This window comes from Bordetella sp. (assembly GCF_057362025.1).
On record NZ_JBMQQZ010000083.1, the window covers coordinates 166,779 to 182,947 of the forward strand.

Sequence of the window (16,169 nt, forward strand, 5' to 3'; positions counted from 1 at the left end):
AACATCCCTTCTGCAAGGACTATCCATGCGTTTTTCCACTGTATGCGCCCTGGGCGGACTGGTCGCGGCGCTTGCGTCCGCGCCCGCCCTGGCCCTGGACGAAGTCACCGTCGCCCTGGCGATCCCGCCCGCCGTGCATGACGGGGCACCCTATGCCGCCGCGAACGAACTGGGCTACTTCAAGCAGGAAAACCTGTCTGTCAAAACCATCGTGTTCCAGGGCGCCGGCGCGCTGCTGCCGCAGGTCGCCAATAAGCGGGTGACTTTCGGCTACCCGACCTCCGAGCCGGTCATCTCCAGCTACTTCAACGGCAAGGACATCCTGCCGCTGCGCTACTTCTATAACGGCGTGCCGGGCAACACCATGGAATTCGCCGTCCTGGCCGATTCGCCCGTGAAGACCCTGGCCGACTTCAAGGGCAAGGATATCGGCGTCGGCGCGCTGACCTGGGGCACCATCCCGGGCGGCCGTGCCGCGCTGCGTACCGCCGGCCTGACGCCGGGCAAGGACGTCAACTATGTGGCCGTGGGCGCGCTGGCGGCGGGCTTCCAGGCGCTGAAGACAGGCAGGGTCGCGGCCCTGAACTTCAACAGCAGCTGGAACGACATGCTGGAAATGTCGGGCACGCCCATCCGGCGCATCGCCTATCCGCCCGTGTTCGCCGAAACGGCGGGCAACGGGTTCATCGCCCACGTGGACACCTTTCGCGACCATCCGGACCTGATGGTGCGGTTCGCGCGCGCGTACACCAAGGCGCAGGTCGCCTGCGTGGCGAATCCCGAATTCTGCGTGCGGGCCTTCTGGCGCGCCAATCCGCAGTCCAAGCCGTCCGGCGACGAGGCGCAGGCACTGAAGGACCAGGCCACGCTGCTCACCCGCCGCCTGCAGCGGGTGCTGTACACCCCGTCGGGGCAGCCGCGCGTGCCGGGCTATTACGATCTGAAGTCCATCAAGGCCGGCATCCAGGCCATGGCCGCGGCCGGCGAATACCCGTCGGCCAACGTGCCCGTGGAGCAGATTTTCTCCAACGAGTACATCAAGCAGATCAACGACTTCGACGCCGAAGCGGTTCGCGCGCAGGCAAAGGCGGCCAAATGAGCACCACACCGGACGGCGGCCAGCCCGCGCGCGCGACAATGCGCGTGGAACCCGCGGACGCGCCGCTCGACGTCGCGCGCCGCATCCTGCTGAGCGGATTTCCACCCGGGCCGGTGACGGTGCGCGGCGAATTGCGGCATCCGGACGGCAGCCTGTGGCAAAGCGAAGCCACGTTCGACGTGGGTGCGGACGGCACGCTGGATCTGGACCGCCAGGCGCCGGTCGAGGGCGATTGGGACAGCGCCGATGCCATGGCGCTGGTCTGGGCCATGAAGCGCATGCGCGCGCCGGCAGAACCGGAGCGCGGTGACGAAGTCGATACGCTGGCCATCGCCATCGATGCCGAAAGCCGTGACGGCCAGGCGCGGGCGCACGCCACGCTGGTGCAGCGCTATGTGCTCGACGGCGTGACGCGGCGCGAGATCGCCGAAGAAGGACTGGTCGGCACGGTATTCCGGCCGGCCGGCGCCGGTGCGCGTCCGGTCATTATCGTATTGAACGGTTCCGGCGGCGGCATTCCGCGGCAGCGCGCGGCGCTGTACGCGGCGCATGGCTATACGGCGTTCGCGCTGGGCTATTTCAAGGCGCCGGGTTTGCCGGCACATATTTCCCGCACACCGCTGGAATATTTCGAGCGCGCGCTGCGGTGGACACACGCCAATCTGGACCCGGCCGGCGGCTTCGTCGCCGTGACCGGCCAGTCGCGCGGCGGCGAGCTGACGCTGCTGCTGGCGTCGCGCTTTCCCGACCTGGTCAATGCCGCCATCGCCTACGTGCCCAGCGCCGTGGTGCACGGCACGCTGCGCGCCGGCGCGCCCGGCGAGGCGCCGGATTCGCCTACCTGGACGTGGCAGGGCCAGCCCCTGCGCAACGTATGGCAGGACAACCCGGAGGTCGACTGGTCCGCATTCGACCAGACCAGCGCCGATGGCAGCCCCGTGCGGCAGGCGGCCGCCTTCCATACCCCGCTGCGCCATCCGGCCTCCGTGGCAGCCTCCCGCATCGCGGTGGAACGCATCGCCGGCCCGGTCATGCTGATTTCCGGCACGGATGACGGCTTCTGGCCGTCCACGCTGTTCAGCGAACAGATCGCCGCGGCCCTGAAGGAGCACGGCCATCGCTGGCCCGTGCAGCACGTCTGCGGCCAGGGCGCCGGCCACGCCATCGGCCTGCCCAATGTGCCCACCACGCTCATCGCCAAGCCGCACCCGGTCGCCGGCGTCGTGCTGACGGGCGGCGGGACGCCGCAGGCAAACGCGCACGCGAACCGGCAATCCTGGGACGCCGTGCAACGCTTCCTGGCCGAGGCCGTCGCCCGGCATGGAGCGCAGGCATGAACACCCACGCCGCACCGCCCGATGCGCCTGCCTCCCTCCCCGGCGCGACAACCGCACAGCGGCAGGACGGACTGCCGTCCGCCACCGCGGCCTTGAGCTTCAAGCGCGTCGGGCTGACCTATCCCACGCGGAGCGGGCGCATCCAGGCGCTGGCGGACATCGACCTGGATATCGCGGCCGGCGAGTTCGTCGCCGTGCTGGGCCCGTCCGGCTGCGGCAAGTCCACTTTGCTGAAACTGGCGGCCGGCCTGCTGCACCCGACGGCGGGCGATGTCCGCCTGGGCGGCGAAACGGTCACGCGACCCAGCCGCCGGGCCGGTGTGGTGTTCCAGAAACCCAATCTGTTGCCTTGGAAAACCGTGCTGGACAACGTGCTGCTGCCGGCGCAGACCATGGACCTGCCCACCGCGCCGGCGCGCGAACGCGCGCGCTCGCTGCTGGAGCTGGTGTCCCTGGGCGGCTTCGCCGCCAACTATCCCGGCGAGCTGTCCGGCGGCATGCAACAACGCGTCGGCATCGCCCGCATGCTGCTGCCCGACCCGGACCTGCTGCTGATGGACGAGCCCTTCGCCGCGCTGGACGCGCTGACCCGCGAGGCACTGACGCTGGAACTGCAACGCATCTGGAGCACGCAGCGCAAATCCGTGCTTTTCATCACGCATAGCATTCCCGAAGCCGTCTTCCTGGCCGATCGCGTTGTTGTCATGTCCCCGCGTCCCGGCCGCATCATCGAAGACTACCGGCCCGACCTGCCCCGCCCACGCACCCTGGAGACCCTGGGCGATGCGGCCTTCAATGCCGCGTGCCAGCACCTGCGCCGCCATTTCACCCACGCGCAAGCGGCCTGACCTTCCGATGCCCGCATCCTATCCATGCTGAAACGCCTAGACCTTACGTCCGTTCTCTATCCATTGATCAGCCTCGGCGTGCTGATCGCGGCATGGCATTGGTCCATCCGCGCGTTCGCCATTCCCGACTATCTGCTGCCGCCGCCCGGCGCGGTGTTCGGCGCCCTGTACGACGGCTTCGCCAGCGGCAGCCTGTGGCCCCATATCCGGGCCACACTGGCGGAATCCCTGGCCGGCTATGCCATCGGCTGCGGAGTGGCCGTGCTGCTGGGCGCGCTGCTGGCGGAATCGCGCACCTTCGAGCGCTTCCTGTACCCGCTGCTGGTCGGCCTGCAGGCCATGCCCAAGGTCGCGCTGGGCCCCATCATCCTGGTGTGGTTCGGTTTCGGCATGTCATCCAAGGTCGTCCTGGTGGCGCTGGTGTGCTTCTTTCCGCTGTTCGTCAATACGATCAACGGCATCAAGCGCACGGATACGGAACTCCTCGATGCCTGCCGCGCGTTTTCCGCCAGCCGCGCCTACCTGCTGCTGCACGTGAAGCTGCCAGCGGCGGCCGGCGACATCTTCTCGGGTTTGCAGATAGGCGTGGCAATGGCGCTAATCGGCGCCGTGGTCGGCGAATTCCTGTCCGCGCAAGAGGGCCTGGGCTATCTGATCGCCTCGGCCTCGGTCAGCATGAGCCTGTCCACCATGTTCGCGGGGGTCGTGCTGCTGGCCGTCATCGGCCTGGTTGGCTCGATGCTGATGCGCCGCCTGCATCACCGCGTGGTGTTCTGGGAATCGCGCGGCGACGCCGACCGCTGATCGCTATGGATGCCAAAGCCGGACCGGCCGGGCGCCAGGTCCGGCCGCAGTGTCAGCGCGGGGATGACATAGTCCCCGCCATTTTGCTTGCGGAAAGGAATGGGGGCGGTCTCCCGCAGGCTGTCCAGCCGCTGGCCCAGCGCTTCGCAGACCTGCGTGAAACCGGCCTCGTCGATGCGGCCGGTGCGGTAGATGACGTGCGGCGGCAGGACATCGAAACCCGGGAAGTACAGGATGCCATGCTGGATGGGGAACAGGATGTCGTCGATGGGGCCATTGATTCCGCGCGGTTCGTAGTGCGACGCCCACCCGCCCGCTGTCACCAGCAACATCGCCCGCTTGCCAGCCAGCGTGCCCTCGCCATAGCGGTCGCCCCAATGCGTGTCCGAATGCTCGCCCACGCCATACGCGAAGCCGCAGGCATATACCCGATCCACCCAGCCCTTCAGGATTGCCGGCATTGAAAACCACCACAGCGGAAACTGCAGGATGACGACATCCGCCCAACGCAGCTTTTCCTGCTCGCGGGCGATATCCTCGCGCTGCGTGCCGTTGGCGTATGCGCGGCTGGAATCCATGGAAGGATCGAAGCGCTGGCCCGGCATCCGGACCAGGTTGTCATCCGCATCCAGCGCGGACTTCCAGCCCATGGCATAAAGGTCGGAGACGCGGACCTCGTGGCCCGCACGACGCAAGTGCCGGACGGCGAAGTCCCTTACCGCGCCATTCAAGGAACGCGGTTCGGGGTGGGCAAAAACGATAAACACATTCATGGGAAGACGCTCCATCGTGGATGCAGGAAAGATAGAGCTGTCCCAGCTGTAGTAGAAATGAACTCTCGGAATCCCAGGTATTGCCATGGACAATTTCCTGCGCCGCCTCGACCTGAATCTGCTGGTCACGCTGGACGCACTTCTTGCCGAACACAATGTGACCCGCGCGGCCGCGCGCCTGCACCTGGCGCAGCCCACGGTCAGCATCCAGTTGGCCAGGTTGCGTGAGATCTTCAGCGCCCCCCTTTTGCTGCCGGGGCCGCGAGGCATGCGTCCTACCCGCCGGGCCGAAGCGCTGCGTGAGCCGCTGCGGCAGGCATTGGAAGCGCTGCGCCAGGCCGTGGCGCCATCGGATCCGTTCGACCCGGCCCGGGCCCGCCAGACCTGGCGCGTCATGGCTTCCGATTACGCGGAATCCACCATCGTCCTGCCCGTGCTGGCGGCGCTGCGCGAAGAAGCGCCGGCCACGCGCCTGGCGGTGCTTCAATTGATTCCGTCGGCACTGGCCCGCCAGGCCGAACGGGACATGGACCTGGCCTTCCATATCGGCGAAGAGGCCCCGCCGGGCCTGCGCAGCAGGCTGTTGTTCACCGAACGGTATGTGTTGGCCGGGCGCCGGGGACACCCGCGGCTGAAGCGCCGTCCAAGCCTGGAACAGTTCCGCCGGCTGGATCACGCCATCGTGTCGCCGGATGGCGGCGGCTTCCAGGGCATTACCGACAGCGCACTCGCTGAGCGAGGCATGACGCGGCGGGTGGCGCTATCCGTGCCCCACTTCCTGTTCCTGGTTTCAGCCCTGGCCAGCACCGATCTGGTAGCCATGGTGCCGTCCCGCCTGATGCGCGGCAATCCCGCGCTGCAGGCCGTCGAACCTCCCCTGGAGCTGCCCGGCTTCGACATGATGATGCTGTGGCACGAACGCGTCCATCGCGACCCGGCCCATCAATGGCTGCGCGACCGCATCGCCCGTGCCGTATAGGCCTGCCTACTTCTTCGCCGGCAACGGGTTCGCCACGTTGTCGAACGCGCGATCCAGGTTGTCCTGCGCCGCCGTCAGGCGATCGCGGGCGCTTTGCACCCAGGCGACGTCGGCCGCCAGGCGCTGTTTGGCCTCGGCCAGCATGCGCGACACCTCGGCTGGCTGCGGGCCGCCCTGGCCCTTGCTGGAGGCAATCATATTCTGCGCCGTCAGCACCTGGCGGAAGCGGGCCTCGTCCAGCGGCAGCTTGGCGTTCTCGGTGCCCTTGGCCTTGCCGGCTGCCGCGTAGATGCGCAGTGCCTCCGCATAGGGGATATCCGCGGGCTTCAGATTGTTCTGCCGGCCATAGGTGACCAGTTCGGAGGCGAAATGATGGCCAATGCGGAACGGCACATTGGCATCCCGTTGCAGCACATCCGCCAATTCCGTGGTCGTGGAATAATCGGCATCGACTTCGGCCAGTGCGCGTTCGCGGTTCAGCACCAGCCCGCCCAGCATATCGTCCAGTTTCAGGTACATATCGGTGGCGGCGTCCACCGCATCCTGGGCCTGCCCGCGCTTGTAATCCGGCATGCCGGGCGTCACGTTATGCGCCACGACCAGGGCCGCCATCGCGTCGCCCACGGTTTCGCTGGCCGCCAGGCGCACATCGTTCAGCGCGTAGGGATTGCGCTTCTGCGGCATGATGCTGCTGGTGCCGGTCAGCTTGCCTTCGGTCAGCATCAGCCAGGGCTTGGGCTGATGGTATTGCGTATGCACATCCTGGACGAAAGCGCCCACGCTCAGTGCCATCGTGCTGGCCAGGCTGGCGGCTTCCGCGCCGACGTCGATCTGCGAGAACTGCGCGGCATCGTAGGAGTTGTCGACCACGCCGTCGAATCCAAGCAGGTCGGCCAGGCGCTTGCGGTCGATGGGGAAGCTGGAGGTGCCCAGCGCGGCGGCCCCCATGGGGCTGAGGTTGACCCGGGCGTAGGCCTCGCGCACCCGCGCGGCATCACGGTCCAGCACGCTGGAAAACGCCAGCAGGTAGTGGCCATAGGTGGTCGGCTGGGCCTGCACGCCGTTGGTGTAGGCCGGCACGATGGCATCGGCGTACTTCTCCGCCAGCGCGTTGACCGACGCATGCGCCTGGTTCAGTGCCTCGTACAGATCCAGCAGGCGGTCGCGCAGCATGACGCGTCGCGTGGTCGCCAGGATATCCTGGCGGCTGCGCCCCGAATGCATCCGCGTGGCGTCCGGGCCGGCGATCTTGACGATCAGCGGCTCCAGCTGCAGATAATCCCCGGGCCGCTTGCCGCCCGGCCTATCGCCTTCCGCGATCACCTGGGCGATCGCCCGCGCCGTCTTCTGCCCGATATCGCGCGGGACGATGCCCTGCTCCACCGTCATTACGATGGAAGCCTTGTTGAACTGGCCCAACCAGAAAAAATTGTCATGCAGCCCGCTGGCGCCGCCGTTCGCGGCATCGGCACGCGCGCCGGCCAGGGCGAGCGCCAGCAGGCTGGCAGCGGCAATACGTCGGAAACCGCGGCCGTAACGGCTGGCTTGGGGTTGGGTAACGGCCATGGGATCTCCTTCCTGTGCAGCGGGCCGGGCCGATGGCATGCCGGCCCGGAAAAGCACGATGATACCGTTGTCCCGGGCTACCGTACCTAGCTCTGCCCAACCCGGTATTGGACGACGTCTGCCACCTGGGCCAGCCGGTCGTACAGGCCGCGCGCGGCGGCATTGCCGCGGTCGGTCTGCCAATACACGCGATACACGTGCCGGTCCCGGGCGGCGGCGATCGCGGCTTCCATCAATGCGCGCCCGGTACCGCTGCCGCGCGCCGCGGGCGCCACGTAGAGGTCCTCGATGCAGCAATTCCAGCCGTCGGTCCAGCTGGCGCGATGGAACAGATGGATCACGAATCCCGTCGCCCGGCCCGCCACATCCTCGTGGACCAGGCAGCAATGGTCGCCGCCGGCCCCGGACACTCTCGCCCAGGTCGCCCGGGTGACTTCATCGCGCAGCTGGACGCCGTAGAAGTCCAGATAGCCCCGCCAAAGCGCCAGCCATTCGCCATGATGCCGCGGCGCGGCGGGCAGAATACGGCCGAGCGCGCTTCCCGCTGGAGCGCCGCGATCCGGATTGCCGTGCATCGCTCACCCCTCGCTTTCCGGCATTTGCTCTCGTATGGCCGAGGAAATGGCCGTCAACCCGTCGCGCAACTGCTGTTCGCCCAACCACGCGAAGCCGATGCGCATGTAGCGACGCGGCATGTCGAACCAATGGCCCGGCCCGACATAGGTTCCGTGCGTCTCCAGCAGGCTGCGGTAGAAGCGGTCGAGATCGAACGACGCATCGACCTTCAAGCGGGGGAAGCAGACCACGCCGCCGGCGGGTTCCACCCATTCCATATAGGGCTCGCCTGCCATCCAGTCGCGCACGATGTCGCGATGCCGCAGGTTGCGCGGGTTGCTCAGCGCCAGCCAGCTGTCGCGCTGGGTCAGGACCGCCGCGCCCACGGCCTCATCCAGCACGGACCCGCAGATGCCGATCTGTTCCTTCGCGGCCAGGAAGCGCTCGTACAGAGTACGGTCGCGGGTGATGAGCCAGCCGGTCCGTATGCCCGGCGTTCCGTAGGCCTTGGAGAGCGAAGACACCGAGATAAAACGTTCGCTGATGCTGGCCGCGGTCGGGTATGGCTCTGTATAGCTCAGGTCACGATAGGTTTCGTCCACCAGCACCAGGCAGCCGTGCCGGTGCGCAATGCCGTCCAGGCGCAGCAAGTCGTCCCAGGACATCATGGTGCCGGTGGGGTTATGCGGGCAGGTCACGCTGATATAGGCCGTGTCGGGCCGTATCGCGCGCTCGATGGCATCGACGTCCGTCTTGAAACCGTTCTCGAAGGACAGATCGACATAGCTGATATCGCAGCCGATCGCCTTGGGCGTCTCGATGTTGGTCGCGTAGTTGGGCCGCACCACGACCAGATGCGACTGCGGCGTCAGCAGCGAGGTGGCGACGACGAACAAAGCGGTCGCCGCGCCGGCACACACCAGGACGTCTTCCGGCCCGATCTCCGCGCTGCCGCTGTGCCGCGCGATCTGCTCGCGCAGCGCGGGATCGCCGCGGTGCTCGCCATAGCACAGCGTCAGGTCCGAAAGATCCAGCCCGAATTCCCCAAGCTTGCGATCGGGGATTGCGCTTTCCGATAGATTGTTCTGGATCCGGCCATAGCCGAATTCCTCCGGCGATTCCGCTTCCAGCGCCATCCGCGTGTACTTCACGGCATACCTCCAGGGCTCTCGATGAAACCGCGATCATGTCGCGAACGAGGCCGCCGGAACATCCTCCCCGCGGAGGAGGCACAGCCGGTCCATGCCTGCGTACCCGTTACCGTAAACGGCGTGCGGCAGCGCCATGCGTCAGCGACGCTCCAGCGTGCGCAGGAACAAAGACAGCAATTCCGACTGGGTCGAAATGTTCAGCTTGGCATAGGCGTTTTTGCGATGCGTCTTGACCGTCGTGACCGAAATTCCCAGGTGCAGGCCGATCGATTCCGATGAATGCCCCTGCAATACCATCCGGATGACTTCCGCTTCACGCGCACTCAATTCCGGCTTGCCGAAATTGTCGAAAGCGGCATCGATGCGGCTGTCGGGCGGCGTGCGCGCCATGCCGTCCTGCCCGGCCCAGTAGCGCCGTATCACGGCGGCGATGACCGGATGCAGCTCCTTCAGGCAGTCGAGGTGCCGGTCGCTGAAGCCACCGCTGGCGTGCGGACGGAGCAGGCCGACTTCCGCCACCGCGTCTTCCCGCAGCGGCGCCAACGCCAATATTTCTTCGCGGTTGGGCGGCCAACCCAGCGTGACGTAGCCGATTTCCTCTTGTTCCGACATTGCCACCGGCACGCCGGCCGCCGTACCGGCCTGCCGCATGGAATCGCCGCCCTGACCGCCTGCCGTTGAACCGGCTGAAGGCCTGTGGCCGGCGGAAACCAGATCCCGTATGCGCATCACGCCCGAGCGCAGCCCACCCAGGTAGGCCTGGTAGCACGGATTCAATACGTAGGAGTGGCGCAGATAGTTGTCCAGCCCGCGCCGATATGCCGGTTCCTTGAAATCGTCATACAGCGCGACGGGCCGCCCCCTGCCCCGATACACCAGCACCGAGATCATCTCGAAAGGGATGAAGGACAACAGCGCGGCGAACAGAATGTCCAGCGATCGCCGGGTTCCTGCTTCGTCGATCAACTGGCTTATCGTTTCCTGGGACAACTCTGGCGTCATGTGGCGATGTCCGGTCCGGCCTGGTCCGCCCGCGCCGCCAGGGTCACGACCAATTTCCCGCGGTTGTGTCCTTCCTGCAGTTGGCGCTGCGCGTGCTCTATCTGGGAAAACTCAAACACCCGGCTGACGTGCACGCGTACCTTCTCCCGATCGATCAAGTCGGCGATCTCCGCCAGTTGCCGTCCGTCGGGCCGTGCGGTGTAGCGGGCGGCGCGAGCGTTTTTCTGCTTCGCCCGCTCCTGGGAAGGCTCGTTCAAGGTGGACACCAGCGCGCCGCCGTCCTTCAGCACATTCCAGGATCGTTCTTGGGTGTCACCGCCGATAAGGTCGAACACGACGTCGACCCCCCGGATTTCTTTCTCGAAATCCTGGGTCTTGTAGTCGATCACGCGGTCCGCGCCCAGCGAGCGCAGGAACTCGGCGGCGTCGCCGGATGCCGTGGCGATGACTTCAGCCCCCTTGGCCTTGGCGAACTGCAGGGCAAAATGGCCGACCCCGCCCGCGGCGCCGTGGATCAGCAGGCACTGCCCCGGCTTGAGCCCACCGTGGTCGAAAATACCCTGCCATGCCGTCAAACCGGCCAGCGGCACCGCCGCCGCGGTAACGAAGTCCAGCGACAGGGGTTTGCGCGCGATGCCTTCCAGCGGCACCGTCACGTACTCGGCATAGGCGCCCTGCCCCTGGCCGACAAAGGCGTATACCGCATCGCCGGGCTCGATCCCAGGCAGGCGCTGCCGGGTTTCCTCCAGGATGCCGGAGCAATCCCGGCCCAGGATGTACGGCAATCGATCGGCGCGTACCAACGGGTATTTGCCTTCCCGCGTCTTGACGTCGACGGGGTTCAAGCTGGCCGCCTTGACGCGGATCAGGCCTTCGTTCCGTGCTGGCTCGGGCACGTTCACCCATTCTTCCTGCAGCACTTCCGGCCCGCCGAAGCGGTGGATACGATAGGCTTGCATGCGACTCATGGTGGCCTCCTGGCGGCACGGCAAAAGCGGCCGGTCCCGCAAATGCTATGCCGCCGGGGCCGGAATGTACATGCCGCCCTGGAAGGCCCCACCGCCCGACAAGCCCTTTCGCCCTGAAAGCCCCTTTCGCCCGGCAAGCCCTTCCCGCCCTGCGCCCCCCTTGATCCCGCCGGCCCCCCCCACCCGCGAGATCCCTCCGCGCCGCGAGCCCCTTTTAAGCGGCCCGCTGGTAATACAGGTTCTGCGGATGCCGGGCCTCGGCGAAGAAGAACCAGCGCTCGGCCAACAGGCCCAGGTACTGGATCACGAAAGCAACCACCAGAATGGCCACGGGTGCAACCAGGGACGACGCGAACATGACCAGGATAAAGGGCACGACGAAGGCCCCCAGGACGAATCCCGCCTTGACCGTGGCCAGCATGGCGGGGCTCTTTCCGTGGAAGAACTCGCGCATATTGAAAGAGCTGGAGGTGAACCCCTGCGACTTCTGCACCACCTTGTCCGAGCGGATGCCGGTGGCGCTTTGCAGTGTCGATTTGGGATAGAGACGCGCGTTGCGCGCCAGCGATGCCATGCGCGACATGCAGCCCGCGGCGATCAGGATGCAGGCACAGGGCCCCAGCACCGTGACCAAGGGCGGATACGTCACCGCGGCGAGCAGCGCGGCCAGCGTAAAACCGGACGCGCATCCCAGCAGCACGAAGTTCACCAGGGTAAAGGGGCTGGCCCATTCCTGCAGAAAACGCAGGCAGGCATAGATCATGGCGGTACACAGGAACAGCACGGCTGCCGCGCCTACGCCCACAATGCCGATGGCCAGTGAATAACGCGGCGCCAGCAGATGGGCCAGGCCGTACAGGAAGGTCACCAGCAGGAAGAAAGGCACGGCCAGGCATTCGCGCGACAGCCACGACGTGCGCCACATGCTGACGGCGCGCCACGCGCGTTCCGGATGCCCCAGGTGGAAGAAGGATGCCAACAGGCCCAGCGCGCCCAGCACCAGGGACACGCCTGCCCCGGCGACGAAAAACGCCGGTGGCGGCATTGCCAGGCCGCCCTGGGAAGCGGCGAGCTGCATCGCCACGAGGGCGATCAGCAAGCCCTGGGCTGCGCCGCAAAGCGTGGTCAGAAACACGACCGAAAATGGTGGCCGCATGGATACTCCTTGTCTTTATGGACGCCGCGCCTTGGCACGGGCGCCCGTCAGCAAATCATGATCGAACTGCAGGTAGGCGCCGCATTGGCGTTGCGGCCCGCGCGGCGGACCCCTCAACGCGGCGATGCGGCGGCCGCCAGGTCCAGTTGCCCGCGCTCCAGCTGGGTCTCGATATTGCCGCCCGGCGCGGGCGCGGCGGACGATCCGCAGCCGCAGGACGACGACCCGCAGCCCTGCGCTTCGGTCTTGCGTCGCGGCAAATAATGGTTGGCCGGCTTCGTGTCCCATTCCGGCATCAGCTGATACCCGCCGCGTTCGCGGATGGCCTGCGACACTTCCGAGTCCGGATCGTGGATATCGCCGAACAGGCGCGCCGAGGTCGGACAGGCCAGCACGCAGGCCGGTTTGCGGTCGCGTTCCGGCAGGGCCTGATTATCGATGCGATCGGAACACAGGGTGCACTTGGCCATTTCCTTGCGCTGCGGATCGAGTTCGCGCGCGCCGTAGGGACAGGCCCATGCGCAGTAATTGCAGCCTATGCATTTGTCGTAGTCGACCAGCACCAGGCCATCGGATTCGCGCTTGTAGCTGGCACCGGTCGGACAGACCGGCACGCACGGCGGATCCTCGCAGTGCAGGCAGGACTTGGGGAAATGGATCGTGTCGGTCAGCGGGAACTCGCCGGCCTCGTAGGTCTGGACACGATTGAAGAAATTGCCGCTCGGGTCCGCATCGTAGGCGCGTTCATCGGCCAGGCTCCCCGCCTCGCCCGATGTATTCCATTCCTTGCAGCTGGTCACGCAGGCGTGGCAGCCCACGCAGACGTTCAGGTCGATCACCAGTGCCATCTGGGTCATGTCGTTTCCTTGCTTTTGTTCGGCGCCGCGCCACGCAGGCGGGCCAGGAACTCGCCTTTGCCGGCGAAATAGGTCTGCACCACCCGGGTCACGATATTCATGGATCCGGGCAAGGGCTTCATGGGCGCGAACTGCGGCAGCGTGAAATCCGCGTCGGCTTCGGCCGGATAGATCCGCACGCGCAGGTCGTACCAGCCGGCCTGCCCCGTGATGGGATCGGAATTGGACACCCGGCCAGGCACGCCGTCCGTGCCGCCGGGCAGTTCGTCGGTGATCAGATGATTCAGCAGGAAGCCCCGGCGCGATTCGTTCGCGTCCGGCCCCAGGTTCCATGCGCCGGCGGCCTTGCCGATGGCGTTCCAGGTCCACACCGTGCCGGGCTCCACCGCCTCGCTGTAGCGAGCCATGCATCGCACCTTGCCCCAGGGCGATTCGACATAGATCCAGCCGCCGTCCTCGATCCCCTGTGCCGCGGCGGTGCGCGGATTGACCATCAGGTAGTTTTCGCCATGGATCTGCCGCAGCCAGGCGTTCTGCGAATCCCAGGAGTGATACATCGCCATCGGGCGCTGGGTGACCGCGGCCAATGGGAAGGCCTGGGCGTCGGTAACGCCGCTTTCAATGGGCTCGTACCAGAAAGGCACGGGATCGAAATAGCGTTCCACGCGCGCGCGCAGATGGTCCGGCGGCTGGCGTCCGCGTGTCTTGCCCTGGGCGGCCAGGCGGAATTTCTGCATGACCTCCGAATACAGCTGCATCACGATCGGGGTGCCGAACTTGCGCATGCCCGTTTCCACCGACCACTTCAGGTAGGGGCCGTTGCAGTTGCGCATGTACTGCATCTCTTCGGGCAGGACATGGTGATAGAAGCAATTGTTCTCGGCATACTTTTCCCACTGGTTGGGATTGGGCTCGCCCACCAGGGCCTTATCGCCGTCCTTGCCGCGCCAGCCGATCAGGAAACCCACGCCGGAATCCGGCGCCGTCTGGAAATTGACGATGAAATCCTTGTAGCCGCTGAACTTGGGCGTGCCGTCCGGCCGCGTGAAGGCGGGAAGCTTCAGGCGGCTCGCCAGTTCGACGATGACTTCCTGGAAGGGCCGGCATTCCCCGGTCGGCGGGACCACGGGAATACGGACGGAATCCACCGGGCCGTCGAATTCGGAGATAGGCCGGTCCAGCATCGACATGGCGTCGTGCCGTTCCAGATAGGTTGTGTCCGGCAGGATCAGGTCGGCGAATGCCGTCATCTCCGACTGGAACGCGTCGCAAACGACCAGGAAGGGAATCTTGTATTCCCCATCCTCGCGCTTGTCGGTCAGCATCCGGCGCGTCTCGACGGTATTCATCGATGAATTCCAGGCCATATTGGCCATGAAAATCATCAGGGTATCGATGGGATAGGGATCGCCGCGCCAGGCATTGGTGATGACGCTGTGCATCAGGCCATGGACGGCCAGCGGATATTCCCAGGAGAACGCCTTGTCGATACGCACCGGCCCGCCCTGCTCGTCGATGAACAGGTCGTCCGGCGCCGCGGGCCAGCCCAGCGGCCCGTTGGGCAGCGGCGTATTCGGCTGCACGTCGCTGGCCTTGTTGGGCGGCTTGGCGGACGGCGGCACGGCGCGCGGGTACGGCGCCTTGTGCCGGAAGCCGCCCGGGGTGTCGATGGTGCCCAGCAGCGTCATCAGGATGGACATCGCGCGGATGCTCTGGAAGCCGTTGGAATGCGCCGCCAGACCCCGCATGGCGTGGAAAGCGATGGGCGCGCCTCGCACGGATTCATGCGTGACGCCCCAGGCGTCGGTCCAGCGTATGGGCAACTGGATCTTCTGCTCGCGCGAGACCTGGATCAACTCGCCGGCCAGGCGGCGGATGGTCTCCGCGGGGATACCGGTGATTGCCGCGGCCCATTCCGGCGTACAGGATGCGGCGCGCTCGCGCAGCCGGGTGAAGGACGGTGCCACGGGCGTACCATCGTCCAACACATACTGCCCGTCCAGCGCCGGCTCGGCGCCGGCCGCGTGGTTCACGACCGGGCGGTTGCTGTGCTTGTCCCACCACATGCGGTTCTGCGGGAACAGCGCGTTGACCTCCGGGCTGGCCGCATCCTGGACGAACAGGCCCGACGTCTCGCTGTCCTCGCGCAGGTCGATCAGCTCGCCGGCGTTGGTGTAACGGGAAACGAATTCGTGATCGTAGGCATCCTGGGCGATCAGTTCGTGGATCAGCGCCATGAATAACGCGCCGTCGGTACCGGGACGGATGGGAATCCATTCGTCGGCGACCGCCGCATAGCCGGTGCGCACCGGGTTGATCGCGATGAAGCGGCCGCCCGCGCGCTTGAACTTGGATATCGCGATCTTCAGGGGATTGGAGTGGTGGTCCTCGGCCGTGCCTATCATCAGGAACAGCTTGGCGCGTTCCAGGTCGGGGCCGCCGAATTCCCAGAACGAGCCGCCTATCGTATAGATCATGCCGGCGGCCATATTGGCCGAGCAGAAGCCGCCATGCGCCGCGTAATTGGGTGTGCCGAATTGCTTGGCGAACAGCCCGGTCAGCGCCTGCATCTGGTCGCGCCCGGTAAACAGCGCGAAACGCCTCGGATCAGTGGCGCGCAGATGGGCCAGCCGGGTTTCCAGCAGCGCAAACGCCTCGTCCCAGGAAATGGGCTCGAATTCCGCCGTGCCTCTCTCCGCGCCGGGCTTGCGCCGCAGGGGTCGGGTCAGCCGGGCCGGCGAATACTGCTTCATGATGCCGGACGAGCCCTTGGCGCAGATCACCCCCTGGTTCAGGGGATGCTCAGGGTTGCCGTCGATATAGCGGACTTCGCCGTCCCGCAGGTGGACGCGGATGCCACAGCGGCAGGCGCACATGTAACAGGTGGTCGTCTTGACTTCGAGATTTTCGCGCTGCGTGCGGTGCCCGTGCTCCATGCCGCGCCTCCTTGTGCAATGGCTGGACCGGCACGCAGATGCCGGCCATTTGGGGAGCGATCATACGGAGGACCACGACCGGAGAAAAATCGCTATTTCGTATTCTAGTTATAAGCAAATCCGATATGGTTATATTGA

14 protein-coding genes are annotated in these 16,169 nt (G+C 66.2%); 5 read left to right on the top strand and 9 right to left on the bottom strand.

All coding sequences use genetic code 11. From position 1 onward, the window contains the following. The first annotated feature begins 25 nt into the window (after positions 1 to 25). Genes ACO1P8_RS18125 through ACO1P8_RS18140 form a run of 4 tightly spaced genes read left to right on the top strand, consistent with a single transcriptional unit; the run spans position 26 to position 4,088 of the window. Positions 26 to 1,099, top strand: coding sequence for an ABC transporter substrate-binding protein (locus ACO1P8_RS18125; protein ID WP_486297279.1), 1,074 nt, complete (start codon positions 26 to 28; stop codon positions 1,097 to 1,099). Then, complete coding sequence (locus ACO1P8_RS18130; protein ID WP_486297280.1) at positions 1,096 to 2,436, top strand: acyl-CoA thioesterase/bile acid-CoA:amino acid N-acyltransferase family protein; 1,341 nt, start codon at positions 1,096 to 1,098, stop codon at positions 2,434 to 2,436. The genes ACO1P8_RS18125 and ACO1P8_RS18130 overlap by 4 nt, the downstream gene beginning before the upstream one ends. Beyond that, positions 2,433 to 3,284, top strand: a complete 852-nt coding sequence (locus tag ACO1P8_RS18135) for an ABC transporter ATP-binding protein (RefSeq protein ID WP_486297281.1) — start codon at positions 2,433 to 2,435, stop codon at positions 3,282 to 3,284. Before ACO1P8_RS18130 ends, ACO1P8_RS18135 begins: the two co-directional genes overlap by 4 nt. A 24-nt stretch (positions 3,285 to 3,308) precedes the next feature. Next, complete coding sequence (locus ACO1P8_RS18140; protein ID WP_486297282.1) at positions 3,309 to 4,088, top strand: ABC transporter permease; 780 nt, start codon at positions 3,309 to 3,311, stop codon at positions 4,086 to 4,088. Here ACO1P8_RS18140 and ACO1P8_RS18145 read toward each other — a convergent pair. Beyond that, positions 4,043 to 4,861 (bottom strand): NAD(P)H-dependent oxidoreductase, encoded by an 819-nt coding sequence (locus ACO1P8_RS18145; protein WP_486297283.1) that lies wholly within the window; start codon positions 4,859 to 4,861, stop codon positions 4,043 to 4,045. The two genes, ACO1P8_RS18140 and ACO1P8_RS18145, sit on opposite strands and share 46 nt — an antisense overlap. Before the next feature lie 85 nt (positions 4,862 to 4,946). On the opposite strand from ACO1P8_RS18145, the gene ACO1P8_RS18150 reads away from it, so the two are divergent. Further along, positions 4,947 to 5,840 carry a LysR family transcriptional regulator gene (locus ACO1P8_RS18150; RefSeq protein ID WP_486297284.1) on the top strand — a complete coding sequence of 298 codons (894 nt, stop codon included), beginning with the start codon at positions 4,947 to 4,949 and terminating at the stop codon, positions 5,838 to 5,840. Positions 5,841 to 5,846: 6 nt separating this feature from the next. Here the strand turns inward: ACO1P8_RS18150 and ACO1P8_RS18155 are convergent, their stop codons facing one another. The 8 genes from ACO1P8_RS18155 to ACO1P8_RS18190 all read right to left on the bottom strand — a co-directional run bounded on the left by ACO1P8_RS18155 (position 5,847) and on the right by ACO1P8_RS18190 (position 16,031). Beyond that, positions 5,847 to 7,406: an argininosuccinate lyase gene (locus ACO1P8_RS18155; RefSeq protein WP_486297285.1), complete on the bottom strand. Its 1,560-nt coding sequence runs from the start codon at positions 7,404 to 7,406 to the stop codon at positions 5,847 to 5,849. An 86-nt stretch (positions 7,407 to 7,492) separates the two neighbouring features. Then, positions 7,493 to 7,981: a GNAT family N-acetyltransferase gene (locus ACO1P8_RS18160; protein WP_486297286.1), complete on the bottom strand. Its 489-nt coding sequence runs from the start codon at positions 7,979 to 7,981 to the stop codon at positions 7,493 to 7,495. Between the two features lie 3 nt (positions 7,982 to 7,984). Next, positions 7,985 to 9,112: an aminotransferase class I/II-fold pyridoxal phosphate-dependent enzyme gene (locus tag ACO1P8_RS18165; RefSeq protein ID WP_486297287.1), complete on the bottom strand. Its 1,128-nt coding sequence runs from the start codon at positions 9,110 to 9,112 to the stop codon at positions 7,985 to 7,987. Between the two features lie 138 nt (positions 9,113 to 9,250). Further along, positions 9,251 to 10,114: a helix-turn-helix transcriptional regulator gene (locus ACO1P8_RS18170; protein ID WP_486297288.1), complete on the bottom strand. Its 864-nt coding sequence runs from the start codon at positions 10,112 to 10,114 to the stop codon at positions 9,251 to 9,253. Next, positions 10,111 to 11,082 (bottom strand): NADP-dependent oxidoreductase, encoded by a 972-nt coding sequence (locus tag ACO1P8_RS18175; protein ID WP_486297289.1) that lies wholly within the window; start codon positions 11,080 to 11,082, stop codon positions 10,111 to 10,113. The genes ACO1P8_RS18170 and ACO1P8_RS18175 overlap by 4 nt, the downstream gene beginning before the upstream one ends. Positions 11,083 to 11,296: 214 nt before the next feature. Further along, positions 11,297 to 12,238: a dimethyl sulfoxide reductase anchor subunit family protein gene (locus tag ACO1P8_RS18180; protein ID WP_486297290.1), complete on the bottom strand. Its 942-nt coding sequence runs from the start codon at positions 12,236 to 12,238 to the stop codon at positions 11,297 to 11,299. A 113-nt stretch (positions 12,239 to 12,351) separates the two neighbouring features. Then, positions 12,352 to 13,095 carry a 4Fe-4S dicluster domain-containing protein gene (locus ACO1P8_RS18185; RefSeq protein ID WP_486297291.1) on the bottom strand — a complete coding sequence of 248 codons (744 nt, stop codon included), beginning with the start codon at positions 13,093 to 13,095 and terminating at the stop codon, positions 12,352 to 12,354. Then, on the bottom strand, positions 13,092 to 16,031 hold the full coding sequence (locus tag ACO1P8_RS18190) for a molybdopterin oxidoreductase family protein (RefSeq protein ID WP_486297292.1): 2,940 nt from the start codon (positions 16,029 to 16,031) through the stop codon (positions 13,092 to 13,094). The genes ACO1P8_RS18185 and ACO1P8_RS18190 overlap by 4 nt, the downstream gene beginning before the upstream one ends. Positions 16,032 to 16,169 lie beyond the last annotated feature (138 nt).